General features: G+C 45.3%; 25 protein-coding genes. 7 read left to right on the forward strand and 18 right to left on the reverse strand.

The genetic code is table 11. The annotated features are described in order from the left end of the window. Positions 1-38: 38 nt before the first annotated feature. Positions 39-485: a CBS domain-containing protein gene (locus KY305_RS06040; RefSeq protein ID WP_223061783.1), complete on the reverse strand. Its 447-nt coding sequence runs from the start codon at positions 483-485 to the stop codon at positions 39-41. Between the two features lie 140 nt (positions 486-625). On the opposite strand from KY305_RS06040, the gene KY305_RS06045 reads away from it, so the two are divergent. Continuing rightward, positions 626-985: a YugN family protein gene (locus KY305_RS06045; protein WP_223061784.1), complete on the forward strand. Its 360-nt coding sequence runs from the start codon at positions 626-628 to the stop codon at positions 983-985. Between the two features lie 34 nt (positions 986-1,019). Here the strand turns inward: KY305_RS06045 and ctaG are convergent, their stop codons facing one another. The 6 genes from ctaG to cyoE all read right to left on the reverse strand — a co-directional run bounded on the left by ctaG (position 1,020) and on the right by cyoE (position 7,012). Continuing rightward, positions 1,020-1,904, reverse strand: a complete 885-nt coding sequence (gene ctaG, locus KY305_RS06050) for a cytochrome c oxidase assembly factor CtaG (RefSeq protein ID WP_223061785.1) — start codon at positions 1,902-1,904, stop codon at positions 1,020-1,022. A 24-nt stretch (positions 1,905-1,928) separates the two neighbouring features. Next, positions 1,929-2,261: a cytochrome c oxidase subunit IVB gene (gene ctaF, locus KY305_RS06055; RefSeq protein ID WP_223061786.1), complete on the reverse strand. Its 333-nt coding sequence runs from the start codon at positions 2,259-2,261 to the stop codon at positions 1,929-1,931. Positions 2,262-2,263: 2 nt separating this feature from the next. Continuing rightward, positions 2,264-2,887: a cytochrome c oxidase subunit III gene (ctaE, locus tag KY305_RS06060; protein ID WP_223061787.1), complete on the reverse strand. Its 624-nt coding sequence runs from the start codon at positions 2,885-2,887 to the stop codon at positions 2,264-2,266. Continuing rightward, complete coding sequence (ctaD, locus tag KY305_RS06065) at positions 2,887-4,755, reverse strand: cytochrome c oxidase subunit I (RefSeq protein ID WP_223061788.1); 1,869 nt, start codon at positions 4,753-4,755, stop codon at positions 2,887-2,889. The genes ctaE and ctaD overlap by 1 nt, the downstream gene beginning before the upstream one ends. A gap of 31 nt (positions 4,756-4,786) precedes the next feature. After that, the gene (coxB, locus tag KY305_RS06070; RefSeq protein WP_223061789.1) at positions 4,787-5,857 is read right to left on the reverse strand and encodes a cytochrome c oxidase subunit II; all 1,071 of its coding nucleotides are present in this window, start codon (positions 5,855-5,857) and stop codon (positions 4,787-4,789) included. Between the two features lie 237 nt (positions 5,858-6,094). Next, a complete protein-coding gene (gene cyoE / locus KY305_RS06075) occupies positions 6,095-7,012 on the reverse strand; it encodes a heme o synthase (RefSeq protein WP_223061790.1) in 918 nt (305 codons plus the stop codon). A gap of 342 nt (positions 7,013-7,354) precedes the next feature. Here cyoE and ctaA point away from each other — a divergent pair, with 342 nt between their 5' ends. Next, positions 7,355-8,281, forward strand: a complete 927-nt coding sequence (ctaA, locus tag KY305_RS06080) for a heme A synthase CtaA (RefSeq protein ID WP_223061791.1) — start codon at positions 7,355-7,357, stop codon at positions 8,279-8,281. Between the two features lie 127 nt (positions 8,282-8,408). Here the strand turns inward: ctaA and pyc are convergent, their stop codons facing one another. The 4 genes from pyc to glsA form a co-directional block, all read right to left on the reverse strand. Next, a complete protein-coding gene (gene pyc, locus KY305_RS06085; protein WP_223061792.1) occupies positions 8,409-11,855 on the reverse strand; it encodes a pyruvate carboxylase in 3,447 nt (1,148 codons plus the stop codon). Between the two features lie 76 nt (positions 11,856-11,931). Beyond that, positions 11,932-13,140, reverse strand: a complete 1,209-nt coding sequence (locus KY305_RS06090) for an FtsW/RodA/SpoVE family cell cycle protein (RefSeq protein ID WP_223061793.1) — start codon at positions 13,138-13,140, stop codon at positions 11,932-11,934. 205 nt (positions 13,141-13,345) lie between these two features. Then, a complete protein-coding gene (locus KY305_RS06095; protein WP_003154494.1) occupies positions 13,346-13,627 on the reverse strand; it encodes an Fpa/YlaN family protein in 282 nt (93 codons plus the stop codon). Between the two features lie 108 nt (positions 13,628-13,735). Continuing rightward, on the reverse strand, positions 13,736-14,665 hold the full coding sequence (gene glsA / locus KY305_RS06100) for a glutaminase A (RefSeq protein WP_223061879.1): 930 nt from the start codon (positions 14,663-14,665) through the stop codon (positions 13,736-13,738). A 103-nt stretch (positions 14,666-14,768) separates the two neighbouring features. Here glsA and KY305_RS06105 point away from each other — a divergent pair, with 103 nt between their 5' ends. Then, positions 14,769-15,245: a peptidyl-prolyl cis-trans isomerase gene (locus KY305_RS06105; protein WP_223061794.1), complete on the forward strand. Its 477-nt coding sequence runs from the start codon at positions 14,769-14,771 to the stop codon at positions 15,243-15,245. On the opposite strand, the gene KY305_RS06110 is transcribed toward KY305_RS06105, so the two are convergent. Further along, positions 15,240-16,568: a PhoH family protein gene (locus tag KY305_RS06110; RefSeq protein ID WP_223061795.1), complete on the reverse strand. Its 1,329-nt coding sequence runs from the start codon at positions 16,566-16,568 to the stop codon at positions 15,240-15,242. The genes KY305_RS06105 and KY305_RS06110 overlap by 6 nt on opposite strands. Positions 16,569-16,723: 155 nt before the next feature. Between KY305_RS06110 and KY305_RS06115 the strand changes: the two genes are divergently transcribed. Both KY305_RS06115 and KY305_RS06120 read left to right on the forward strand, forming a co-directional pair. Further along, on the forward strand, positions 16,724-17,347 hold the full coding sequence (locus KY305_RS06115; protein ID WP_223061796.1) for a YhcN/YlaJ family sporulation lipoprotein: 624 nt from the start codon (positions 16,724-16,726) through the stop codon (positions 17,345-17,347). A 112-nt stretch (positions 17,348-17,459) separates the two neighbouring features. Beyond that, complete coding sequence (locus KY305_RS06120; RefSeq protein ID WP_223061797.1) at positions 17,460-17,669, forward strand: YlaI family protein; 210 nt, start codon at positions 17,460-17,462, stop codon at positions 17,667-17,669. A 42-nt stretch (positions 17,670-17,711) separates the two neighbouring features. Here KY305_RS06120 and KY305_RS06125 read toward each other — a convergent pair whose 3' ends face one another. After that, positions 17,712-18,032: a YlaH-like family protein gene (locus tag KY305_RS06125; RefSeq protein WP_061520393.1), complete on the reverse strand. Its 321-nt coding sequence runs from the start codon at positions 18,030-18,032 to the stop codon at positions 17,712-17,714. A 55-nt stretch (positions 18,033-18,087) separates the two neighbouring features. Then, positions 18,088-19,926, reverse strand: coding sequence for a translational GTPase TypA (gene typA, locus KY305_RS06130; RefSeq protein WP_223061798.1), 1,839 nt, complete (start codon positions 19,924-19,926; stop codon positions 18,088-18,090). 111 nt (positions 19,927-20,037) lie between these two features. Between typA and KY305_RS06135 the strand changes: the two genes are divergently transcribed. Together KY305_RS06135 and KY305_RS06140 are read left to right on the forward strand one after the other, a co-directional pair. Then, positions 20,038-20,226 (forward strand): YlaF family protein, encoded by a 189-nt coding sequence (locus tag KY305_RS06135; RefSeq protein ID WP_214799536.1) that lies wholly within the window; start codon positions 20,038-20,040, stop codon positions 20,224-20,226. Between the two features lie 311 nt (positions 20,227-20,537). Further along, positions 20,538-21,155: a hypothetical protein gene (locus tag KY305_RS06140; RefSeq protein ID WP_223061799.1), complete on the forward strand. Its 618-nt coding sequence runs from the start codon at positions 20,538-20,540 to the stop codon at positions 21,153-21,155. A 35-nt stretch (positions 21,156-21,190) separates the two neighbouring features. Here the strand turns inward: KY305_RS06140 and KY305_RS06145 are convergent, their stop codons facing one another. The 4 genes from KY305_RS06145 to KY305_RS06160 are packed head-to-tail and all read right to left on the reverse strand — an operon-like array spanning position 21,191 to position 24,199. Next, positions 21,191-21,484 carry an anti-sigma factor family protein gene (locus KY305_RS06145; protein ID WP_223061800.1) on the reverse strand — a complete coding sequence of 98 codons (294 nt, stop codon included), beginning with the start codon at positions 21,482-21,484 and terminating at the stop codon, positions 21,191-21,193. Continuing rightward, positions 21,481-22,002, reverse strand: coding sequence for a sigma-70 family RNA polymerase sigma factor (locus KY305_RS06150; protein WP_223061801.1), 522 nt, complete (start codon positions 22,000-22,002; stop codon positions 21,481-21,483). Before KY305_RS06150 ends, KY305_RS06145 begins: the two co-directional genes overlap by 4 nt. After that, positions 22,003-22,272, reverse strand: a complete 270-nt coding sequence (locus KY305_RS06155; RefSeq protein WP_223061802.1) for a hypothetical protein — start codon at positions 22,270-22,272, stop codon at positions 22,003-22,005. Next, the gene (locus tag KY305_RS06160; RefSeq protein WP_223061803.1) at positions 22,262-24,199 is read right to left on the reverse strand and encodes a hypothetical protein; all 1,938 of its coding nucleotides are present in this window, start codon (positions 24,197-24,199) and stop codon (positions 22,262-22,264) included. The genes KY305_RS06155 and KY305_RS06160 overlap by 11 nt, the downstream gene beginning before the upstream one ends. Positions 24,200-24,219: the final 20 nt, after the last annotated feature.

Consider the following 24,219-nt stretch of genomic DNA (forward strand, 5'->3'; position numbering starts at 1 on the left):
ATACAGTACAGCCTATTTTTAACGTCCGTGATTTATGTTTAATGGATAAAACCCTGCTGGCTGTCCCCATCTTCAGAAATGTCAGAAAGAGCTTGGCCTGCCCTCTCGTTTGATTGCTCGGCTAAAGAAAGATCCCCGAGGGTGACAATGCCGACAAGCTTTTTATCCTGTGTGACTGGAATTCTTCTGAGCTGATGCTCTGCCATCGTATGGAGCACTTCATCTACAGAAGCATCCTTCTCAACACTGATGACCTGTTTTGTCATAGCGTCGGTTATTTTTTGGGAATTTGGTTTTTTTGAGGCAATCCCTCTTAATACGAGATCTCTGTCTGTCACGATCCCAACCAGTGTCTTACCGTCCTCATCTACAATCGGAATGGCGCCGACATCTGCGTCTTTCATCTTCACCGCAGCTTCATATACATTATCTAATACTGTACAATAATGCAAGTCTGACGTCATGAGCTTATTGATCTTTGTCATTGCGGAATTCCTCCTTTTTTCTGCTACTATTGTCGTCAAATTTTTCTTTCCGCATACTTTCACCGTATGAATCATTGAAAGTGTAACGCTTTCATACTATGATTGTCAGGAAAGGTAAATTTTAAAAGGAGGGGGAACGTTTGAAGTTTGAGGACAGCGGTCTTGAAGGAGTAAAAGCCGAGCTTAACCGCCTGGATGACCTGATGGAAAGCAAGGGATTAATCCGGGCTGGCCAATGGGATTATGAAAGAGTGACCTATGATAAAAAATTTTCAGTTGCTGAGGGGACATTTTATCTGCGGATTCAAGGGGTTGCAGCAGAGGGTGATGTAGGAAGCGGCCGCGCCGTTATACAGCTGATGGCCCCTCTTTTAGGCAAGCATTATTATCCGCACGGTGTTGAATACGGCAGCACAGAAGAATTTCCGAGCCATGTCGTCGCCCAAAGCAAAGCATTGATCCTTGAATTAGCAGAGCCTTTAAAAACAGTGCAAATGTAAGACAAAAGGTACAGCATGTTCTGCTGTACCTTTTTTATGATACCGTATGCTGAATATACGGAGGCTCTGTCGGCGTATCTTTTTCCCGCTCCGTTTTCACCCACTGAAAAAAAACGACAGCCAAATACGTTCCGTACACGAGCTCTTGAATGATTTTCATTAATACCGCGCCAAGCTGCTGATCCTCTAAAGGAGGCAGCGTGTTAAACATCTCGGGCCCCGATAAAGGAATCTGCTGCAGCAAATCTAAAGGCACGCACAGCTTCATCGCTTCAGCCCAAACTGCCGGGTCTGTATACGTCGCATACAGCGGTGCTCCGCTGAACATAATGAGAGCGCAGGCCGGCGTCAGAAGAATTCCGTCTGCCATAATATACCCAAGCTTCATTAAGCCGCTGAGGCGCGGCAGGCCGTTCACTTGATGCACAAGCGGCCACCACATAAAAAACGCCGTGATAAATATCAAACCGTTCATCAGCGTGTGATACAGAGAATCCGTTTTCACGGCATCAAATATAAACGGAACGTGATAGAGAGAAAATATCCCGTTAAATAACAGCAATGCGATAAGCGGCAGTGAAAAAAAAGAAAACAGCGGTTTAACGACCGGCCTGAAAATGAGTTTCTCCCACGCCCAGCCGGGAATTCCTGAAATCAAAAGCGGAGGCACAACTAAAAATAAAACCGCCATCTGCGCCATATGAGCGCTGAACATCACGTGCCCCAATAAATCCACCGGACTTCCGGCAGCTGCGTAAAAAAAGAACGCCGAAAGCCCGAACAAAACCTTCTCCTTTACCGATACACGACCCTTATGCCGGCTGCACCAGTAAAAATAAAGCGCCGTAATCACGGCAGTCGCACAGAACAGATAAGGGCTCCACATCGCGCGAAACCCAAACATCTCTAAATTAATCAAATCCCTCACTCCCTGCCGCCCCGATTACCACCAAATAATCGTGACAAATGCCAGCACGGTGATAAACGCGACAAATATTCCCGAATACAGAAATAATGAAGGCGCTTCATGCCCTTTTTGGCTCATATGCATAAAATAAAACAGCTGAAAAATGACTTGGATGACTGCAAGCAGGATGAGAAACGGCATTGTAAACCAGCTCGCGATGCCATCGGCCGCCACCGTCAGAAACGCGACAAGCGTAAGGCCGATCATTAAACCGAAGGACATGATTTGATATTTCATCTCCTCGGCATTTTTCTTTTTCCTGTATTCAAAATCCGTACTGACAGTCGCTCTGTTTTTTTTATCGTCCATCGTTATCCCACCATCCCCATTAAATATACAACGGTAAAGATAAAGACCCACACGACATCGATAAAATGCCAATATAAACTGGCAACATAATATTTTGGCGCATTATAAAGGCTGAGCCCTCTTTTTGCATTTCGGATCATGAGCGTACTGATCCATAAAAGGCCGAACGCCACGTGGGCTCCGTGTGTGCCGACAAGCGTGTAAAACGCTGAACCGAGCGCAGAGCTCGTGATGGTGAATCCGAATTCATGAGTGTAATGTGTAAACTCATAAATTTCTACGCCTAAAAATCCCGCTCCCAATAAGATGGTGATCAGAAGCCACAGCTGCATTTTTCTGAACGAGAAATTTTTCATATGATACATCGCATACACACTTGTTAAGCTGCTCGTTAACAGCAGCATCGTAGCAATAAACACAATCGGAAGCTCAAACATCTCAGCGGTGGACGGCCCCCCGGCTTTCGACTGCCTTAAGGCGAGAAATGTCGCAAAAAGCGAGGCAAACAAAACGGTTTCCCCGCCGAGAAAGAGCCAAAATCCTAAAAATTTATTTTTCCCCTCCAGCGTTTCTTTTTCAGGAGAAGCCGGAAAGGTTTCAGCCGTCATTTTTTCCTGAAGCTGCATTACGCCTTCACCCCTTTATCATCATTCGGCAAATCTTCTTTATGAATATGATAGCCGTAATCATCAATCACAGAGCGCAGCAGCATGGAAAAGAACGTAATGCCTAGCCCTATAAAGATGACGGGAAGCCCCCAAGAATGGTCGGAGCGATACAAAAGTCCGAATGCTGCGACAAATAGCCCAAAAGAAATGATAAGCGGCAAAATGGAACCGTTCGGCATATGAATGTCTTCTACAGGCTCTGCGGGTGCCATCCCCTGATTTCCGGCCTGCTTTTCGATCCAAAGCGGATCAAGCCCTCTTACAAATGGCAGCTGCTTAAAATTGTATTCAGGCGGCGGCGAAGATACGGCCCATTCAAGTGTACGCCCGTCAAGCCATGGGTCATTTCCGACGTATTTGCCTTTTACAGAGGTATAAATGATATTGACTACCAATAAAACAGCCGCACCGGCCATAAAAAATGCTCCGATTGAACTGATGAGGTTGCCCGTATCAAGACCCTGGTCAGGAAGATACGTGTAAACACGCCGCGGCATTCCCATCAATCCGAGAAAATGCTGGATGAAGAAAGTTAAGTGAAAACCGATAAAAAATAAGATGAACGAAATCTTTCCCATCGTTTCGTTAAGCACCTTACCGAACATCTTCGGCCACCAGAAGTGCACACCGGCAAGGATGCCGAATACAACTCCGCCGATAATGACATAATGGAAATGGGCAACGACAAAGTACGTATCATGGAACTGGTAATCGGCCGCAGCCGCAGCCAGCATGACACCCGTCACCCCGCCGAGAACGAAAGAAGGGATAAATGCCACCGCGTACAGCATAGGAGTCGTAAACTTGACGTTTCCTCCCCAGATCGTCAGGAGCCAGTTGAAAATTTTAATACCCGTCGGCACTGCAATTGCCATCGTAGCAACAGCAAAAATCGCGTTGGCAATCGGTCCGAGTCCTGTCGTGAACATGTGATGCACCCAAACCATAAATCCGAGGAAGCCGATCAGCACAATCGCAAAGACCATTGAGGAATATCCGAACAGCCGTTTTCTCGCAAATACGGGAATCACTTCTGAAAAAATTCCGAAAGCAGGAAGGATTAAAATATATACTTCCGGGTGCCCGAAAATCCAAAACAAGTGCTCCCAAATAATCGTATTTCCTCCGAGCTCAGGATTAAAGAAATTCGTTCCGAACAAACGGTCCAGCATCATCAGCGCCAAGCCGACCGTGAGCGGAGGAAAAGCAAATAAGATGAGTGCCGACGCCACAAATGTCGTCCACGTAAACAGCGGCATTCTCATATAGGTCAAACCGGGCGCCCTCATATTAATAATGGTTGCCAAGAAGTTAATCCCGGCAATCAATGTCCCTAACCCCGATATTTGCAGACCAAGCACGAAGAAATCAATGCCGTGCCCTTTTGAATGCAGCGCAAGCGACGCGTAAGATGTCCAGCCGGCGTCAGGGGCGCCGCCTAAAAACCAGCTCAGATTCAGAAAAATCCCCCCGAAGAAAAACAGCCAGAAGCCGAGCGCGTTCAAAAATGGAAATGAGACATCACGGGCCCCGATCTGAAGCGGCACGACGGCGTTCATCAGTCCGAATAAAAGCGGCATAGCCGCAAGGAAAATCATTGTCGTTCCGTGCATCGTCATAATTTCATTAAACTGCTGAGAACTGACGAAATGGTTGTCAGGCCTTAAGAGCTGAATCCTGATAAGCATCGCCTCAAGCCCGCCGACTACGAAGAAAAATCCCCCGGCGATCATGTATAAAATCGCGATTTTTTTATGGTCAACCGTCGTCAAATAATCCCAAAGCAAAGAGCCTCTTTTCCGCTTTTCTGTAAGCGTATTCAACATTTGCGACCTCCCCCCAAATATCTCCCTGTCCTCACTTGCTTTCCGCTTTTAACCCTTTTAAATATTCATACAGCGCATCCGTTTCAGAATCTGTCAGCTTCGGATACGATCCTGTCATTTTGTTTCCCGGCTTAATGCTCTCCGGATCTTTCAGCCAAGCCTTCACATTTTTTTTATTCGAATCCTTGGTCCCGGCTACTTTGACCCGTTCGCCGAAGGTTGCCAGGTTCGGAGCCGTTCTCGCCGCTTCTGCCCGTTTATCATTAGGCTCAACCGCGTGGCAGCTCAGGCAGTTTTTCTCCTTAAACAGCTCTTCGCCTTGTGCGGCTAAATCAGAATTCGTCTTATGCTTATAATTTTTCATCGCTTTCGTCCAGTTTTTAAACTCTTTTGACGAGAGCGGCTTCACTTTAAAATCCATCAGCGCGTGTGAAGGCCCGCACAGCTCCGCGCATTTGCCGAAGAAATACTCTCCCGCTTTTTTGCTTCGCTTCGAATCAAAGGTTAAAAAGAAAGTATTGTCATTATCCGTATTCGTATCAATTTTCCCGCCCGCTGACGGAATCCAGAAGGAATGCTTTACATCTGATGACTTCAGTTTGAAATAGACACGCTCATCCGTCGGAACGATAAGCTCCTGGCTCGTCACGATTCCGTAATCCGGATATTCAAATTCCCACCAGTATAAATTAGCCCTGACATTCACAACGAGCGCATCCTCCGCTTTCCGGTTTTTCTTATCCATCGGCGATGTATCCGCGAGCGCCAGTGTGTCGATTACAACCGGAATGACAAGAACAATCAAAAGCAAGATGGGAATGACCGTCCATGTGATTTCTAAAAAGCGGTTCCCCTCGACCTGTTTCGGTATCGTGTTTTCTCCTACACGCGACCGTCTGAACCTTACAATGACATAAAAGAAGATAACGGCCACGACCGCCACGACTACAACCATAATAAGTGTGCTGAGCACGGTCAGATCATACTGTTTATCAGCCACCTCGCCGGCAGGCTTGAGTGTGGACAGAAACGGTTTTCCACAGCCGCTCAACAAAAGCGGCACTAAGGCTAATAATGAAAAAAGACGCCAACGCTTTAACATTTCACCCAACCCCTTTTTTGATCAGTACAAGATGAACTTCAACGGAATGTTCACAAGCAGATAAACTGCTTCCAACTGAAATGCTTCATTTCCTCATTTCTTAAAATATGAGATTTTTTACTTAAAATTCCATCTATGTATAAAAGCAAAGCCGCCTGATTAAACAAAAGGTCAAGGCGGCGTTTACTAGTTGTCAGCGTTTGTTTTGAAGCGATCAAACAAGCTCGTTATTCAATTTTAAAATAGAGTAAAGATCACCATCGCAACAAAATAAATGGTCATGTAATTAAGTGAATAGACAAACATAAGAGTTGCCCACTTCATGATGTTTTTCATCCGGAAACCCATCAGTCCGAGAACGAGCCATCCGACGTTTAACAAAGTGCCGAGAATGACAATCGGAAGACCGAGACTTCCGAGAAAAAACGGAAGCGGCAATAGGCACGCGACCCAGACGATAATCTGTCTTTTCGTCACTTCAAAGCCATGCACAACCGGCAGCATCGGGATATTTGCGGCTCTGTAATCTTCTGTTTTTTTAATCGCCAGCGATAAAAAGTGGGGAATCTGCCAAATGAATAAAATCATGAACAATACCCACGCGACAACCCCGATATGCCCTTCAACTGCCGTCCAGCCGATTAACGGAGGCACGGCGCCTGAGACACTGCCGACAACCGTATTAATCGTATAGCGGCGTTTCGTCCACATTGTATAAAGAACAACGTACGTAAACACGCCGATAAAACCGATCACTGCTGCCATCACGGTGGTCATTAAAAGCATGATAAGTCCTAAAGCAACGAGTAAAATCCCTGACCACAGCGCTTGATTCGGCTGAATCTTTCCGGTAACCGTCGGCCTTACTTTCGTGCGCTCCATTAAATGATCGATATCCCGGTCGTAATAGTTGTTAATGGCACAGGAACCGGCGATGATCAAAGAAGAACCGATTAATGTAAGAAGCACGGTGTTTAAATTGCCTAAAAAGCTTAAACCGGATATATGTAACGCAAGCCACATCCCGGTAAAAGTCGTAATTAAATTTGAATTGACGATTCCTATTTTAATAAGAGAAAGGAAATCCTTCCATGCCGTCGTCTCTTCAATCTGCCCGTCTATAGCTGTATCGTTTAAAATTCTGGAATTAGCCATAACGTAAACCTCCCTTACAAACCTAAAACAGGTTTTTTAAGACCTGCAACTCTATCATACAAGATAATTCCTTGTAAAAAAACATCCTCTTAAATATTAAACGAGAAACAGGAATTTATTTGTGAACTTTTTATGAATTTTACCAAATTCGCCGATTTTGAGTAAAGCGGTTACTTTATTTCTATCAGACCCATGTGGAATAATCAACCCCATAATATAAGAAGTCCTGATTCTATTATATTTTTGTGAACAAACAGAATTGAGAATTGCCACAAAACACATATTCGCTTACACTTGGTACGTATATAAATTTGTTCAGTTTGTTAAGAAGGTGAATGTATAATGAATAAAGCATTAAAAGCACTAGGTGTGCTGACGACATTTGTCATGCTCGTCGTCCTGATAGGCGGGGCCCTCGTCACAAAAACGGGGTCGGGTCTCGGCTGCGGAAGGCAGTGGCCGCTATGTAACGGCCGGTTTTTCCCGGAACTGAACGCCGCGTCCATCATTGAATGGAGCCACAGGCTCGCAAGCGGTGTATCCATCGTTCTCGTCCTGAGTCTCGCTTTTTGGGCATGGAGAAAAGTCACGCCGGTTTTCCGTGAGACAACCTTTCTCGCCATTATGTCCATCATCTTTTTATTTTTACAGGCGCTCCTCGGCGCATTGGCGGTTGTTTTCGGCTCAAACGCGCTGATTATGGCGCTTCATTTCGGCATATCGCTGATTTCTTTCGCTTCCGTTTTGATTTTAACGCTGCTCATATTTGAAGCTGATAAATCAGTCAGAAAGCTCGTCAAACCGCTTCGTATCGGCAAGAAAATGCAGGTGCATATGATCGGGCTTTTGATTTACACATATGTCGTCGTTTATACGGGCGCTTATGTGCGCCATACCAGTTCAAGCCTGGCCTGTCCGAATGTTCCGCTTTGCAGCAGGCTGAACCACGGACTTCCGGCCCACTTCCAGGAATGGGTGCAGATGGGTCACCGGACGGCGGCGCTCTTGTTATTTGTATGGATCATTATCGCAGCCGTGCACGCGGTTCGTTCTTACAAAGATCAAAAACAGATTCTTTGGGGCTGGATGGCAGCACTCGCCTTCGTCTTATTGCAGGCGATATCAGGGATCATGGTCGTTTATTCCGAAATGGCGACCGGTTTCGCGCTTGCCCATTCGCTCTTTATCGCCGGATTGTTCGGCGTCTTATGTTATTTCCTATTATTAATCGCCCGTTTCCGCTATGAATCTAAACAGCAGAACGGCTGATGAAAAAAGGCCAAAGCTCAGCAGCTTCGGCCTTTTTTTGAACAAAAATTCCCCTTTTACCTATTCCTTCCGTTCTTTTTATAAAAAAAGCCGGACCATGGCGTTGCATGCTCCGGCTTTTCATCAATTACGCTTTTTCAATCTCAATCAGTAAATCGCCTGTTTGAATCGGTTCACCATTTTTCACATGAATCTGCTGTATTGTTCCAGAGAACGGCGCCTGTACAGTCGTCTCCATTTTCATCGCTTCATTGATCATTAAATGATCGCCTTTATTCACCTTCGCGCCGGTTTCCGTTAACAATTTAATAACGGTCCCTGGCATTGAGGCGGCGATATGGCTCGGGTTTGTCCGATCGGCCTTTAATTTTTCCTGCACGGATGATTTGATGCTTTCATCTTTAATGACAACCTCACGCGGCTGGCCGTTCAATTCGAAATAAACGACACGCGTTGCATCAGGCTGCGGCTCTCCGATAGACACAAGCTTCACAATCAGCGTTTTTCCGCGCTCGATTTCAACTTCAATTTCTTCGCCGAGCGTCATGCCATAGAAGAAGGTCGGCGTGTCCAAAACGGAAATGTCCCCGAAATGTTCAGCTGTTTTGACATATTCCGTGAACACTTTCGGATAAAGTGCATACGCAATAGCATCTTGATCACTCAATTCCAGCTGATGGGTTTCCTTCCATTCTTCTTTAATGCCGTCGAATGATACAGGTTCAAGCAGTTCACCCGGTCTTACCGTAATCGGCGTTTGCCCTTTAAGAATCAGTTTTTGCAGTTTTTCCGGGAATCCGCCGTGCGGCTGGCCGATCTGCCCTTTAAACAGCTCGACAACTGAATCCGGAAAATCAAGCGTTTCGCCTTTATCATAAATATCTTGCTCTGTTAAATTATTTTGCACCATGTAAAGCGCCATATCTCCGACAACTTTAGAAGACGGCGTTACTTTGACGACATCGCCAAACATACGGTTGACGACGCTGTACATGTCTTTTACTTCATTCCAGCGTTCGCCAAGGCCGACGCCTTTGGCCTGCTGCTGAAGGTTGCTGTACTGGCCGCCAGGCATTTCATGGTTGTAAATTTCAGTATGAGGGGACTTCATGCCGCTTTCAAACTCACTGTAATAATGGCGCACGGATTCCCAATACTGTGACAGTCTTTCAACATTCTGCACATTCATCTCAGGACGGCGGCTGTTTCCTTCCAGCGCATAATAAAATCCGCTTGCGCTCGGCTGGGATGTCAGACCTGCCATCGAGCTGACAGCAACATCAACAATATCCACACCCGCTTCAACAGCTTTAGCATACAGATAGATGCCGTTGCCGCTCGTATCATGCGTATGCAGATGGACAGGAATATCAATCGTTTCCTTAAGTGCTGACACAAGCTCATATGCAGCTTGAGGCTTAAGCAAACCGGCCATGTCCTTAATGCCGAGAATATGCGCGCCGGAAGCTTCAAGCTCCTTCGCCATTGAGAGGTAATAATTCAGATCATATTTCGTCCGGTTCTTATCAAGGATATCCCCTGTATAACAAATCGCAGCCTCCGCCACTTTGCCTGTTTCACGAACGGCATCAATGGCCAGTGTCATGCCTTTCACCCAGTTTAAGCTGTCAAATACCCGGAATACATCAATTCCCGATTGAGCTGACTGCTTCACAAATTCCTTGATGACATTGTCTGGATAGTTTGTATAGCCGACGGCGTTCGAAGAGCGGAGCAGCATTTGGAACAAAGTGTTCGGCACTTCTTTCCGGAGATCCTCCAGGCGCTTCCAAGGATCTTCTTTTAAGAAGCGGTATGCTACATCGAATGTCGCGCCTCCCCACATCTCAAGGCTGAACAGCTCAGGCCATAATGCAGCCGTAGGGTTTGCGATTCTTTTCAAATCATTTGTTCTGATTCTAGTCGCCAATAATGACTGATGGGCATCCCTGAACGTCGTATCAGTTAAAAGAACGGACTTTTGCTCTTTTACCCAGTCCGCAAGCCCCTCTGCGCCTCGTTCATCAAGTATCTGCTTTGTTCCGTTCGCAGGCTTTTCTCCGACACCCAGCGTAACGATCTGCGGTTTATCAAATGCAGGTTTTTCTTTTTTCCCGATACCCGGAAAACCGTTTACCGTCACATTTCCGATATAACTGAGCATTTTCGTCCCGCGGTCCTTCTGTTTAGGGAATATGAACAATTCAGGCGTTGTGTCGATAAACGATGTATCATATTGACCCGTCAGGAATTTATCATGTTTTGCCACGTTTTCAAGGAACGGAATATTGGTTTTAATGCCCCTGATTCTGAATTCCTGCAGGTTGCGGACCATTTTCGACGCAGCTTGCTCAAACGTTAAAGCCCATGTCGACAGCTTAACGAGGAGGGAATCATAATAAGGCGTAATGACAGCGCCCTGGAAGCTGTTCCCCGTGTCAAGACGGACACCGAATCCTCCGCCGGAGCGGTAGGCCATAATTTTACCCGTGTCAGGCATAAAATCATTCAGCGGATCTTCTGTGGTCACGCGCGATTGAATGGCATAACCGTTTGTGACGATATCTTTCTGCTGAGGGATATTGACAGCCCGGCTGTGCAGGCTGTGCCCCTGTGCGACAAGGATCTGCGTCTGCACAATATCAACGCCCGTAATCATCTCCGTAATGGTATGCTCCACTTGTACGCGTGGATTTACTTCGATAAAGAAAAATTCATTATCCGCGACGAGAAACTCAACTGTTCCGGCATTGATATAGCCGACATTTTTCGCAAGCGCGACGGCCGCCTCACAAATCTCGCCCCTTAATTCGGCCGACAATGAAACACTCGGTGCCACTTCAATGACCTTTTGGTGGCGTCTTTGGACGGAACAGTCCCTTTCATACAGATGAACGACATTGCCTTCTTTATCTCCGATTACTTGAACTTCAATATGCTTCGGATTTTCGATCAGTTTTTCAACATACACTTCGTCGTTTCCGAAAGCGGCTTTCGCCTCAGATTTGGCGCGTTCAAACGAATCTTTCAATTCACTTTCGCTTCTGACGATTCTCATGCCCCGACCGCCGCCGCCAAGTGACGCTTTAATGATAAACGGATATCCGTGAACTTTTGCAAATTGTTCGACATCTTTAAGCGTTTCAGCCGGCCCGTCACTTCCGGGAATAACTGGGATGCCGGCTTTTTCAGCCTGCTCGCGGGCCTTCACCTTGTCACCAAACATATCTAAATGCTCTGAAGTCGGCCCGATAAATACGATGCCTTCTTCTTCGCAGCGTCTCGCAAATTGGATATTTTCAGATAAGAATCCGTAGCCCGGATGAATGGCATCCACGCTGTTTCTTTTAGCGATTTCAATAATTCCTTCAATATCAAGATACGCATCAATCGGTTTTTTGCCTTCTCCGACAATATATGCTTCATCCGCTTTATAGCGATGATAGGAACCGGAATCTTCTTTTGAATAAACGGCTACCGTTCTGATGTTCAACTCTGTGCACGCCCGGAAAATCCGGATCGCGATTTCTCCCCTGTTTGCTACTAACACTTTTTGGATGGACTGTTGTGACAAACTTCTCTCCCCCTTGGCCTAAATAAATATGTACTTTATAATAAAGGAATATCCTCCCCGTGTATACATTTGTTTTTTACAGATACACAGTTTTTTCCGCCTGTCTTTGGCTTCCCTTCGGCAGAACAGGTTCCCTCTTTTTCTTTTTTTCTGAGTACTTCACATGCATACTTACATTCACTAAAATACCCGCGCTCGTTAATAATAAGAGCAATGATGATCCTCCGTAACTGATAAACGGAAGCGGAACTCCGGTGATCGGAATTAAACCGCTCACACCGCCGAGATTAATAAAAGATTGGATCGCAATCATGCTTGAAATTCCAATTGCCAAAAGGCTTCCGAACGGATCTTCACATTTCCTGGCAATATAAAATCCTTTTAACACGACAAAACCGAGTAATAGGATAACAAACAAGACACCGAAAATGCCCAGTTCTTCTGAAATGACTGCCATAATAAAGTCAGTATGTGATTCAGGCAGGTATCCGTATTTTTGAATGCTTTCACCTAGGCCGAGTCCGAAAAATCCGCCTGAGCCGATCGCATAATACGAGTTTACGATTTGCAGGCCGGACGTGCTGGCATATTTGAATGGGTTTTCAAGGCTTTCAAACCGGCTTAAACGCCCCGGAGTTAAAATGCTGTCCCAATTCAAATAAATAAGCGGGCTGACAAGAAGCAAGACGATTCCCGCCATCACGACAAGCCTGAGCAGTGTTTTGCCGCTGAAGCCCGAGCAAAGAATGACGCAGAGCGCAATTAAACCGTTAATCATCGCGGTTCCGAAGTCAGGCTGGATGGCAATAAGCGCGCAAACGACTACGGTAACGATCACCGGAGGCGCAATCCCCGTTAAAAGCTGGTCAATATAGCTCTGTTTTTTTGCATAAACAGCCGCAAGATACAAAATAAGCGTCAGCTTTACAAATTCCCCCGGCTGAATGGCCATTCCGCCTATTTTAAACCAGCTTTGCGCGTTTCCGGCAACATGTCCGAAAACAAACAGCGCACACAGCGCAGCCAATGACGCGAGCAATATAAATTTTTGAATTTTTTGATGGGCAAGCACTTTGTAAGGAAATACGGCCATGATGATAAACAAAACGCTCCCTGCAATGAAAGCAAACAGCTGCCGTTTAAAGAAATAATCACTGCTCACCCCATAGCGCGAAACAGCGGTAATCATACTTGAGCTGTATACCATCAACAGTCCGAAACTGCACAGCAAAATGATAGCGCATATCAATGAATAATCGTAAGATTTTAACATTCTTTTAAACATAACATCCTCTTTCCTGCTTAAAGCTTACGTTTAATACTTATTGCGTATTATATTTTACTATAATTCATATACAATTTACGCAGTTTCTTTATAGTTTTTCGGATGAAATGCAGATTAAGAGACCGTCTCTTGAAAAGAAGATGTAAAAAAAACGGTTTACGGTTATAAAAAAACCCAAACCGTTGAAAAGTTTGAGTTTGATCATTTATTTTCCTGTAAACGCGTCATGCAAAGCGGACAGTTCTCTTTCCAATCTGTCCAGCAGTTCTTTTCCGTCGTTTTCATCAACTAATCCCAGGCGGACAGCAAAATCGATTTCCCTCGACAGTCCGAACATCTGAGTATCCAAAACCTCTTCATAAAGAGGACATTGAGGCATCGTTAAGTTATCCATTTGTACTCGGATCAGCTTCAAAATCTTCTCAGCATCTAGCTTCAACAGCTCAAATGCTTTCTGCTGATGGTCAACTATAATCTCTGAAGCCAAAAGTATCCCTCCGTTCCCCAGGCGAGTACCTAATTCTTCTATTTATCATAAAGGGTATCAGCTGAAATTGCAAGAGGATTTAAGCAGATGTTATGATAAAAAAATGTTTTAAAAAATACTCAGCCTGTATATCTCAGACATGATTTCCAGAAGCTTCACACCCGCTATACTGTTGCCTTTTTCGTCCAGCGCCGGGCCGAAAATCCCGATGCCGAAGTTGTAAGGCGAAATACCCATGATCCCCCCTGATACGCCGCTTTTCGCCGGGATGCCGACTTTGATCGCAAACTCACCGCTCGCATTGTACATGCCGCATGTCACCATAAAGGTTTTACAAATTCTTGCGACATCTTTTGAGATGACCTGCTCTCCCGTCTCCGGATGCTTTCCGTCAAGTGCGAATACGCAGCCGATTTTAGCTAAATCCAGGCTGGTCATCTCAATTGCACATTGCTTCGTATATAGGTCCATCACCTCTTCAACATCGCCTTCGAAAATATCATATTGCTTCATGTAATAGCACATCGCGCGATTAATCATCGAGGAGCGGAATTCTGATTCTGCTACGTGCTTGCAGTATGTAATATCAGGATTGTTCGCAAGCCTTCTGATAAATCCGAGCAAATAATCCAGACTTTCTTTCGCAGACTGTCCCTTAATTAAACTTGTGACCACAAGGGCGCCCGCATTAATCATCGGATTTAAAGGCTTGCTCGGATTCACGGTCTCAAGCTTAATAATGGAATTAAACGGGTCTCCCGTCGGCTCCTGCCCGACATAGCTGAATACCTTTTCTTTCCCGTAATCCATTAATACAAGCGCAAGAGTAAGCACCTTCGAAATACTCTGCAGCGTAAATGTTTGGTCATCGTCGCCTGCCGACAGACATGTATTTTCCGCATGATAAATTGTGACGGAAAGGCTGTTTTTCTCCGATTCAGCCAAAGCCGGAATGTAGTCGGCAACCTTGCCTTTCTCGGTCATTTTTTTCGCTTCCTGAACTAACGCCTCCAGCTCCCGGTTATGCCGGCACACCATCTCGATCACCCTCACTTCGCTGCCTTCTTTACATCTAATTTGTGACGCAAAGTGACAATTCATGCGAAAACTTTTATACTTTAGATAAAAGGGGGGCTTCACCATGAGCGTTATTCAAGTTAAAGGAAATGTAACATACCCAATTACAATTGACCCGAGTGTCTGGATTTTTGATGACCGCAAGTTTCCGTTTGAGAAACAGCAGCCCGTTCATCCAGACGGCACGGCTGAAACGGATGAACATACGATTGATACAGAGCGTGTGATCAGAGAAGGGCGCATTTCGCCGCCGACATTAAAAAGCGAAAAACGCTTTGAAAAGGAAAAGCTGATGAACGGCAGTTTCGCAATGAAGCTGGGCGCGGTTTTATCAAACGCGGAACCGAAAGAAAGCGCTGTCCAATGCGTCTTTATTTCAGACTCAAAGAGAACCGCCGTACCGCTGGAAAAGGCGCTTGAAAGCATCGCTCATTTCAGCGAAGCGGGCAAGCCGCTCCAAGACGGCGGTCCCATCCATATTTATGTGGACGAAAACTTTGATGAGCCGATAACCGGCGTAAAAGAAATCGAAGTCCTATAGCAAATCGGCTGCCAGCTGGGCAAGGCCGGACCTTTCGCCTTTCACAAGCTTGACGCTGCCTGAAACGTTTTGTCCTTTAAACCGTTCCACAACATAAGCAAGTCCGTTATTTAAACTGTCTAAATATGGGTGATCTATTTGCTCCGGATCGCCCATCAGGACAATTTTGCTGCCCTCACCGACCCTTGTCAAAAGCGTTTTCACCTCATGCCTCGTCAGATTTTGCGCCTCATCAATAATAATAAATTGATCCGGAATGCTTCTTCCCCGGATGTATGTCAGCGCCTCGACCTGAATCGAACCGATACCGGCCAAAATCGCTTCAAGCTCACCCGGCTTTTTCGCATTGAACAAAAATTCAAGATTATCGAATATCGGCTGCATCCAAGGCTTAAGCTTTTCCTCTTTTTCACCCGGCAAATATCCAATATCCTTCCCTACCGGAACGATCGGCCGTGCGACGATCAGCTTTTTATAAATACCTAAATCCTCCGTTTGCAATAGCCCTGCAGCAAGGGCGAGCAGGGTTTTCCCGGTTCCCGCTTTACCTATTAATGTCACAAGCGGAATATCTTCCCGAAGCAAGAGTTCAAGCGCCATTGTCTGCTGGACGTTTCTCGGTCTGATTCCCCATACATGTTCATCATCGAAGACAAGTCTTTTTACGGCTTCTCCCTTTTTATCAGCAATGCCGACCGCAGACGAAGATCCCCCCAATTCATCCTTCATCAGCACAAATTGATTTGGGTAAAACCGATGCTGAGGCAGCTCTTGCGCGGTGATTTGTTTGTTTTTGTAAAACGATGTGAACAGCTCTTTATTCATGTATATATCTTTGTACCCGCTGTAGACTTCATCATGATCAACGACTCTGTCGTTTAAAAAATCCTCAGCCAAAAGCCCGATGGCATCCGCCTTCACTCTGACAAGCACATCTTTGCTGACCAGGATGACGAGGCGCCCGTTTTCCTTTGTTTCTTCTTCAAGGCTTAAATTTTTTGCCACCGCCAGAATACGGTTGTCATTTGTTTTTTCAATAAAAATTTCTTGCAGCTGATGAAATGATCGGTGGTTCAGTTCAATTCTAATCGTTCCTCCGCTTGCAAGCGGAACTTTTTCATGCAGCCTTCCTTTTTGCCTGAGTCCGTCTATCAGCTTAGATACGTGCCTCGCATTCCTTCCGACCTCGTCCATATACCGCTTTTTTGAATCGACCTCTTCGAGCACAACGGCAGGGATGACAACTTCGTGTTCTTCAAAGGAAAAAATGGCGTTAGGATCCTGCAATAGTACATTCGTATCTAACACATAAATTTTACTCAAGTCTCAGCCTCCTGATATAAGGATCAAAGCCCAGCATATGCTTCTCTTCAGTTGAAAAACGGGGATGCCTGCTAAAATATATGTTTTGGTGAATAAAGATAGAAGGTTAATTCAACAATAAAATAAATGAAAGCATTAAAGGAGGGAATCTGTCAGTGCGAATTCTTTTCATTATCATACAAGCTCTTTTCATTTTGACAGGCTGCAACGCTGTACAGTACGGGCGGGACCGCGCCGCACAAAATGAATCAGCCAATCAGCAGGAAACAAAACCGATTCATGTCAAAAATACGGCTCCTGATACAAACAACAATCCAGGCCGGACAGACATCGCCAGACACCTTGTTGAGGTAACGGAAAAAATCCCCGGTATAACAGACGCGACTGCGGTTGTTCTCGGACGGTATTCCGTTGTCGGAATCGATGTTGAGGATAATTTAGAAAGAAGCAAAGTGGAAACCATTAAATATACCGTGGCCCAAGCATTAAAAAATGATCCTTACGGCGCAAATGCCGTTGTGGTCGCCGACCCTGATACAGTCGCCCGATTAAAAGGAATGGGCAAGGATATTAAGGCAGGCCGCCCTGTCTCAGGCATTTTGGATGAACTCGCCGCCATTGTCGGCCGGGTGCTGCCGGAAGTGCCAAACAATGTGACGGACAATGAGAAAGAATCACCGACAAAATCAAATAATGATCAGCTTAACCAAAGGGACCAAAACAAGTTACAGCAAGAACAGAACGATCAATCGGATCATCATATGAAAAACCGGCAGTAAGAAACAACGCCCTGCACATATGCCGGGCGTTGTTTTCTTTTCATCTTCTTATTTTGGCCCCCGGCGGATCCGTGTTATAATGCTTGTCATAGTGAAAGAGGTGAAAAAATCAATGAGAGTAAAATGTTCCATATGCGACAAACTTGAACAAATTGATGATGAAACACTGACAGCCAAACGCCTCCGCAACCGCCCGATTCATACATATATGTGCCAGGAATGCCATGATCGAATCAAAATCAAAACAGAAGCGCGGCTGAAAACCGGACATTTCTCCTTTCATCCCGGACAAAAAGCGAAAAAAGACAAAGTGAAAAAATAGATCGAAATAAAAATGACCCCGCCGGGAGGCAAGGTCATTTTTTTATTGCGGTTTAGCTGACTGTCCTTTTTTTGACTGGTGCAGCCGGATTTTGTAGATAATCAAAATCAAGGCGGCGACAACCAAGCCCTCCCCTACCGGCAAAAAGACACCGAAAAAGGTCAGCACGGTGCAGCCGAGCACAAGAAAAAGATAAACGGCCGCAGCCTTTAAAACCGGCAGCCGTTTGGCAAAGCCCAGTTTAAACACAATCACCGAAAGCACGACTATCGTTCCGTATAACAGCCACATCCCCGTCAGCGGATGCTGATCCACTTGATAAAGAGCTGCAAAGAACGACAGCCGCTCACTCACTTCATTCAAAAAGATTCCCTCCCCTTTTACGTTCGGGTTCTATCTTTTCAAATTCTGCAAGTGATTAAGACATTCCTGCTGTTTTTTTCTTTTTCGCCGCTTTTTCACGTTCGTTTTTGTTCAGGATTTTCTTTCTTAAACGGATGGATTCCGGCGTTACTTCACAGTATTCATCGTCGTTTAAGTACTCCAGCGATTCTTCAAGCGACATGATGCGCGCTTTTTTAATCGTTGTCGTTTGGTCCTTCGTCGCAGAACGGACGTTAGTCTGCTGTTTCATTTTGCTGACATTCACCACGAGGTCATTGTCGCGGTTATGCTCGCCGACGATCATTCCTTCATAAACCTCTGTGCCCGGCTCAACGAAAATCACACCGCGGTCTTCAATACCTTGAATTCCGTAAGATGTCGCTTTTCCGTTTTCCATAGACACGAGCACACCTTGGCGGCGTCCCCCGACTTGGCCTTTTTGCATCGGCTGATAGCTGTCAAACGTGTGGTTAAGGATACCGAAACCGCGCGTCAGTGACAAAAATTCAGTAGAGTAGCCGATAAGACCGCGTGAAGGAACGGTAAAGATCAGGCGCACTTGGCCGTTTCCATTATTAATCATATCGAGCATTTCGCCTTTTCTGGCACCCATTGATTCCATGACAGAACCAGTGTGCTCTTCTGGCACGTCGATTTGAACGCGTTCAACCGGCTCACAAGTTACCCCGTCGATTTCTCTAATGATAACCTCAGGTTTAGACACTTGAAGCTCATAGCCCTCACGGCGCATGTTTTCAATCAAGATGGATAAGTGAAGCTCACCGCGGCCTGAAACGACCCACGCGTCAGGTGATGCTGTCGGCTCGACACGCAGACTGACGTCAGTTTGAAGCTGCGCGTTCAGACGCTCTTCAATTTTTCGGGCTGTGACAAATTTACCTTCCCGTCCCGCAAATGGACTGTTGTTGACGACAAACGTCATTTGAAGGGTAGGCTCATCAATACGCAGAACAGGCAGCGGTTCATGATGGTCAGCCGGACAAACCGTTTCCCCGACGTTGATGTCTTCCATTCCGGAAACCGCTACGAGGTCACCCGCTTTCGCTTCTTCAATTTCCACGCGTTTCAGCCCTTGGAAACCGAAAATTTTCGTTACGCGGAAAGATTTCGCCGTTCCGTCAAGCTTCATCAAGGAGACTTGCTGGCCGACTTTCATCGTGCCGCGGAAAACACGTCCGATACCGATACGGCCGACGTAATCGTTGTAATCAAGCAAAGCCACTTGGAATTGAAGAGGCTCGTCAGCATTGTCAACCGGCGCAGGCACATGCTCAAGAATCGTTTCATACAGAGATTCCATGTTTTCGTCCTGCTTTTTCGGGTCAAGGCTTGCCGTTCCGTTAATGGCGGAAGCGTATACTACAGGGAATTCAAGCTGTTCTTCGTTTGCGTCAAGTTCGATGAACAAATCAAGAACTTCATCGATCACTTCTTCAGGACGCGCGAAATCACGGTCGATTTTGTTAACGACAACAACCGGATTTAAGTTTTGCTCAAGAGCTTTCTTCAGCACGAAGCGGGTTTGCGGCATGCAGCCTTCGTATGCGTCAACGACTAAAAGAACGCCGTCAACCATTTTCATAATCCGCTCTACCTCTCCTCCGAAATCTGCGTGTCCCGGAGTATCCAAAATATTAATACGTGTATCTTTATAGTTAATCGCAGTATTTTTCGCAAGAATTGTAATACCGCGTTCACGTTCAAGATCGTTTGAATCCATTGCGCGTTCAGCAATATTTTCGTTGGCACGGAATGTTCCGGCTTGGTGAAGCAATTGGTCTACCAAAGTCGTTTTCCCATGGTCAACGTGGGCAATAATCGCGATGTTGCGAAGATCGGTTCGAAGTTTCACATTTTCATCTCCTAAAAAAATTAGATAACTTTCATATTATACCACACATCCTCTTTAAAAGCGTTACGTTTTTCTGTAAACTGAAGGTATGACGTTAAAGGGGATGGGAATATGAAAAAATTCAATTGGCTTTTATTATTATTTGCATTCGCAGCTGTTTTCAGCATGATGCTGATCGGCGTATCTATCGCAGAAAAAAGCGCCTGGGGCATCATCGGAAGCCTTGTTCTCGTTACCGTTATGATGGGAAGCGGTTTCACTTTAAAGAAAAAAATGCGTGAACGAGGACTGCTTGATTAAAAGCATGACCAATCCTGAAATCCCGTAAACACAAAAAGCGCTTGTAAAGCCTGAATAAAAGATTCAGGCTTTTTTTGCGTCTCCATGATGCAAAAATGTTCTGATCATTAAGGCTTACCTCCCCGTCACCTAGTCAGGAAGCCGTAAAAAACGGAACTTGCCGTAGTTACATCAGCAGAGACAGTCAAACGGTGCACCTTGAAATAGTCCGGCAAAGTCATGCAGGAAATACCATAAAACCTATTTCAATTCCAAATCTCTCTCCCTATACTGTGACTGTAAGCAAATACACATGACAGGGAGAGAACGAAATGAAAACACCTTTTTTCAAGAAAACCGCATTAACAGCCGCCGTAACTGCCTCAGCCGCCTTGCTTGCATTCAGCCCGCTCGACTCTGCCGGAGCAAAAACGCTGAATCCAGATGAAACACATTTCCTGCAATCAGCCGCACAAAAAAATCCTGAAGATCTTACAAAGCTGCTTAACATCCTTAATCAATCGATTGACGAAAAAGACGGCGTCTATTATTTTGACAGCGAAAAAGCAGCCGAATTGGGAATGGACAAAGAAGAAGCACAGCTCATTCAAAAATTGTGGGACAGTTCAACCGAATTTTTAAGCGTTCTTTCTCAATGTATTGAGAAAGAAGACGGCGAGTATACCTTTAATAAAGAAAAAGCAGTTGAACTCGGCTTTACGGAAAAAGAAGCCCTTTTCGTTGATCAGCTGTTTACCGCCTTCTCACAAAGCCTGCAGCTCCTTCAAACAATGATCGTCAAGGAAGACGGCGCTTATGTGTTTGACAAAGAACTCGCCGTGAAAGCAGGCATCGGCAAAGAACAGGCGCAGTTATATGCCGGCTTTTTCAATTCACTGCCTCAAGAAGTGCTGGAAAGCATTTATACAGGCCTTCATCCAGCTGCATAAATGGAAAGACGCCCGGCAATTAGCCGGGCGCTTTTTTACAGCAGCAGATTGACAAGCAGCATGATCAGGAATACCGCGCCGAACAAGCAGGAGGCTTTTGTCAGCAAAACGCCGTAATATTTCTGTCTGAACCGCCTTTCTTCCTCCTCGTAACAGGCGGGTTCTGTTATCCTGACGGCATCAAGCTCAAGCGGTTCCTTCATCAAACGATGCAACTTCCCGCACTCCTCACATTCCTCAAGATGGCGGGCTATAAACCGTTCCGTCTCTTTTTTGCAATCACCTTCTATATATAAAGGGAGCAAATCTCTCACTAAACAGCAAGTCATATCTGTCCGTCCTTCCTTTTCTCCGCTAATTGCTGTTTCAGCTGCAGCCTTGCTCTGTGGAGCGTGCTTTTCACCTTTGAAAGGCTCCAACCTAAAATATCAGCAATCTCTTCATAAGACAGCTCTTGAAATTCTCTTAAAATCAAAACGGTTTGCTGATCGCTTTTCAAACGCAGAATCTGCCGGGTTAATGCCTCATGCCTGTCTGTCCGGCTTATGTATTGTTCCGGCAGTTCATATGTCGTTTGCTGAAGCCCTTCATTCAGGCTGATATCTGAAAATTGATATTTTCTGTCCCGCCTGTACCAATTGATAAATGTATGATGAGCAATGGCATACAGCCATGTCCGGATAGAAGAATGGCCTTTAAACGACTCAAGCCCGTTAAATGCCTTCATAAACGTGTCCTGGGCGAGATCCTTAGCGGTTTCAGCATCATGCGTCCTTCTGTACAAGTAATACATAATATCTTGATAATGTTCACGGTATAACTGTTCAATCGACATCTTGTTTTTCATTTAAAAATAAAACCACACTGTCATCCAGATCGAGAGCACGATAAAGAAGCTATATAATACGTACGCGCAGCGTTTCATATATTTGATCTGGCTGGCATCATCCGCCGGCGTCTTCATCACATCCTCACGCTGCTTTTTCGCTTTTTTCGCTTCGGTTCCGAACAACGGTTCATGTTCCTTCATCCATTGAAGTGTGCCGCCCTCAAGCTCTCCTTCCTTATAAAGTTCATATAAATCGAGAAAAACAGACTTTTTTTCTTTATTGTTCATAAAGGTTCACCGCCTTATAAGTGTCCGCATTTACCACATAGGCATCATGGCGGTTTGAACCGAACGGCTGAATGATCACAAGCCACGCATTATATCTCACACCGTCTTTCACCGCTGTGACAGGCTTCACCCGTTTTTTGTAGATGACACCGTTATATTTTGCGGCTGCCTTGCGAAATGCTTTTTTTCCCTCTTCGTATGTGTGTTGAAATGTTTTAGCCATCCCCCAATCATCTAAAGATACCTCTGTAATCCCCTCGTCATTTTGCAGTGTAATCGTGTGCTTTCCGCCGGCATCCTGAAACACGAAACCGTCTTTCAATTTGTTATCTTGCTTAATCTCTGCCATGTCCGCGCCCAGCAATGAGAAAAGCTTTTTTTGAAGCCCGGCCTTTGTAAGAGACGATTTTCCATCTGGGAGACTAATCTTGAAAAGACGCCCGGATTCTGTATCAAACTCCAGCTCCGCACCGTTTTTCGCAGTAACCGTCAAACTGCTGCCAATCACGCTGTTGATGTCTATATTTGTAATATCAAAAGCCTGATCAGACATTTGCAGCGTACGAAAGGCGGCTTTTGTTTTATTAATGATCTCTTTTTGAGACATGTGCACCTGCGGCAAGGACTCAAGCTTATAGATTGACGGGTTTTCAGAAAAGCTCATGATGGTTTCCTTTTCCCAGTAAAACACAGCACCCTGCTGCTCATGATGAATGTCCGGTTTCTTCGGTATAATCTCTACCACAATCTGCTGATTTTCTTTCCTTACTTTCGTTTTAATGCGTTCTGTATCAAGCTTCCGGCCGTGCGCAGATAAAAACTCCAATGACTTTTTGCGATATTCTTTCTCTGTCAATGTACGGCCTTCCGGTTTCTTCAGGCAGTTGTAATCTTGTATCATTTGTGAGACTTCATCCACGTCTGCTTCATAATCTTCTGTTTTAAAACGATAAAAATAATGCAGATCCTGGTCGGACCCCGCTAAGTAAACCGGTTCTTTTGCCGGAAAAAATGACGTTACAATCCGTTCCGCTTTTTCTGAGGTAATATGCTCACCGACATAATCAACAGAATCAGCTGCAATCGGCTTCGAAATGGCAAAAGCAGCATCCCCGGCATTGTACAGCGGGTTTAAAAAGACAATAAAACAAACAGCAATCGCTGCCGCAAGGGCTGTTTTCACCCGGCAGCTTATTCTTTTTGACCTGTGAAACAAATGATGGCTCATCAAAAAAACCGCCATTGTTAAATAGGTTGTATACGGAAAAAGCCTGCCGTAATCCTTTGCAGTGTCGCCAGGATACGGGACGAGCACGAAAACCATAAGCCCGATCACCACCGCATAAAACAAACCGATAAAGACGGCTTTCGGCTTCCAGTACATCTTAAAGAATAAGAAATTCATAGAGACCAAGAGCAATAAAATAATCACCGTAGAACAAAGCGCTTCATAAATTTCTGTTTTTGATATGTATTCAGGGTTGTGTCTCCAATAGGAGAAAAAACTGAAGATCACCTGAATAACAGGCATCGTTACGACAGTGAGATCAAAGGTATAAAACATTCCCTTGCCCTTCTGCTCTTGAGGCAAAAGCATATAGTGAAAGGCTGTAAGCAGCACATACCCATACATTAAGAGATGGAGAATCGGGAGGAGCTCACTGCTCTGTGACGTCAAATAACCCGCTGTAAAATGAGTGATTCGCACCTGATGAATCAGTTCAATTGTAATGCCCGTCAGTAAAATGGCACGCAGCAGAAACCCGGCGTAAAACATCATTGCCTGTCGGCTGATTTTCGGATGGAAGGTAAGCGCGTATAAAACGGCAAGGCAAGCGGCTGACCACTGAATGATAAAAACGCTCTGCCTGCTTAAAATAAAGTGCCTGTCGAAGTGCAAAATAAAATGGCTGAAAGTGTCTGACATCTGTAACAATCCTTTACATT

The sequence above is a fragment of the Bacillus sp. YC2 genome (assembly GCF_019891195.1).
In the GTDB taxonomy this organism is placed as follows: Bacteria; Bacillota; Bacilli; order Bacillales; family Bacillaceae; genus Bacillus.

Excerpts from the sequence above, each read along its gene's own strand:
- KY305_RS06040 (WP_223061783.1), bottom strand. The coding sequence starts at position 485 with ATGACAAAGATCAATAAGCTCATGACGTCAGACTTGCATTATTGTACA.
- ctaF (WP_223061786.1), bottom strand. The coding sequence starts at position 2,261 with ATGGACGATAAAAAAAACAGAGCGACTGTCAGTACGGATTTTGAATAC.
- ctaE (WP_223061787.1), bottom strand. The coding sequence starts at position 2,887 with ATGCAGCTTCAGGAAAAAATGACGGCTGAAACCTTTCCGGCTTCTCCT.
- ctaD (WP_223061788.1), bottom strand. The coding sequence starts at position 4,755 with ATGTTGAATACGCTTACAGAAAAGCGGAAAAGAGGCTCTTTGCTTTGG.
- coxB (WP_223061789.1), bottom strand. The coding sequence starts at position 5,857 with ATGTTAAAGCGTTGGCGTCTTTTTTCATTATTAGCCTTAGTGCCGCTT.
- cyoE (WP_223061790.1), bottom strand. The coding sequence starts at position 7,012 with ATGGCTAATTCCAGAATTTTAAACGATACAGCTATAGACGGGCAGATT.
- ctaA (WP_223061791.1), top strand. The coding sequence starts at position 7,355 with ATGAATAAAGCATTAAAAGCACTAGGTGTGCTGACGACATTTGTCATG.
- KY305_RS06090 (WP_223061793.1), bottom strand. The coding sequence starts at position 13,140 with ATGTTTAAAAGAATGTTAAAATCTTACGATTATTCATTGATATGCGCT.
- glsA (WP_223061879.1), bottom strand. The coding sequence starts at position 14,665 with ATGGTGTGCCGGCATAACCGGGAGCTGGAGGCGTTAGTTCAGGAAGCG.
- KY305_RS06105 (WP_223061794.1), top strand. The coding sequence starts at position 14,769 with ATGAGCGTTATTCAAGTTAAAGGAAATGTAACATACCCAATTACAATT.
- KY305_RS06120 (WP_223061797.1), top strand. The coding sequence starts at position 17,460 with ATGAGAGTAAAATGTTCCATATGCGACAAACTTGAACAAATTGATGAT.
- KY305_RS06135 (WP_214799536.1), top strand. The coding sequence starts at position 20,038 with ATGAAAAAATTCAATTGGCTTTTATTATTATTTGCATTCGCAGCTGTT.
- KY305_RS06140 (WP_223061799.1), top strand. The coding sequence starts at position 20,538 with ATGAAAACACCTTTTTTCAAGAAAACCGCATTAACAGCCGCCGTAACT.
- KY305_RS06145 (WP_223061800.1), bottom strand. The coding sequence starts at position 21,484 with ATGACTTGCTGTTTAGTGAGAGATTTGCTCCCTTTATATATAGAAGGT.
- KY305_RS06150 (WP_223061801.1), bottom strand. The coding sequence starts at position 22,002 with ATGAAAAACAAGATGTCGATTGAACAGTTATACCGTGAACATTATCAA.
- KY305_RS06155 (WP_223061802.1), bottom strand. The coding sequence starts at position 22,272 with ATGAACAATAAAGAAAAAAAGTCTGTTTTTCTCGATTTATATGAACTT.
- KY305_RS06160 (WP_223061803.1), bottom strand. The coding sequence starts at position 24,199 with ATGTCAGACACTTTCAGCCATTTTATTTTGCACTTCGACAGGCACTTT.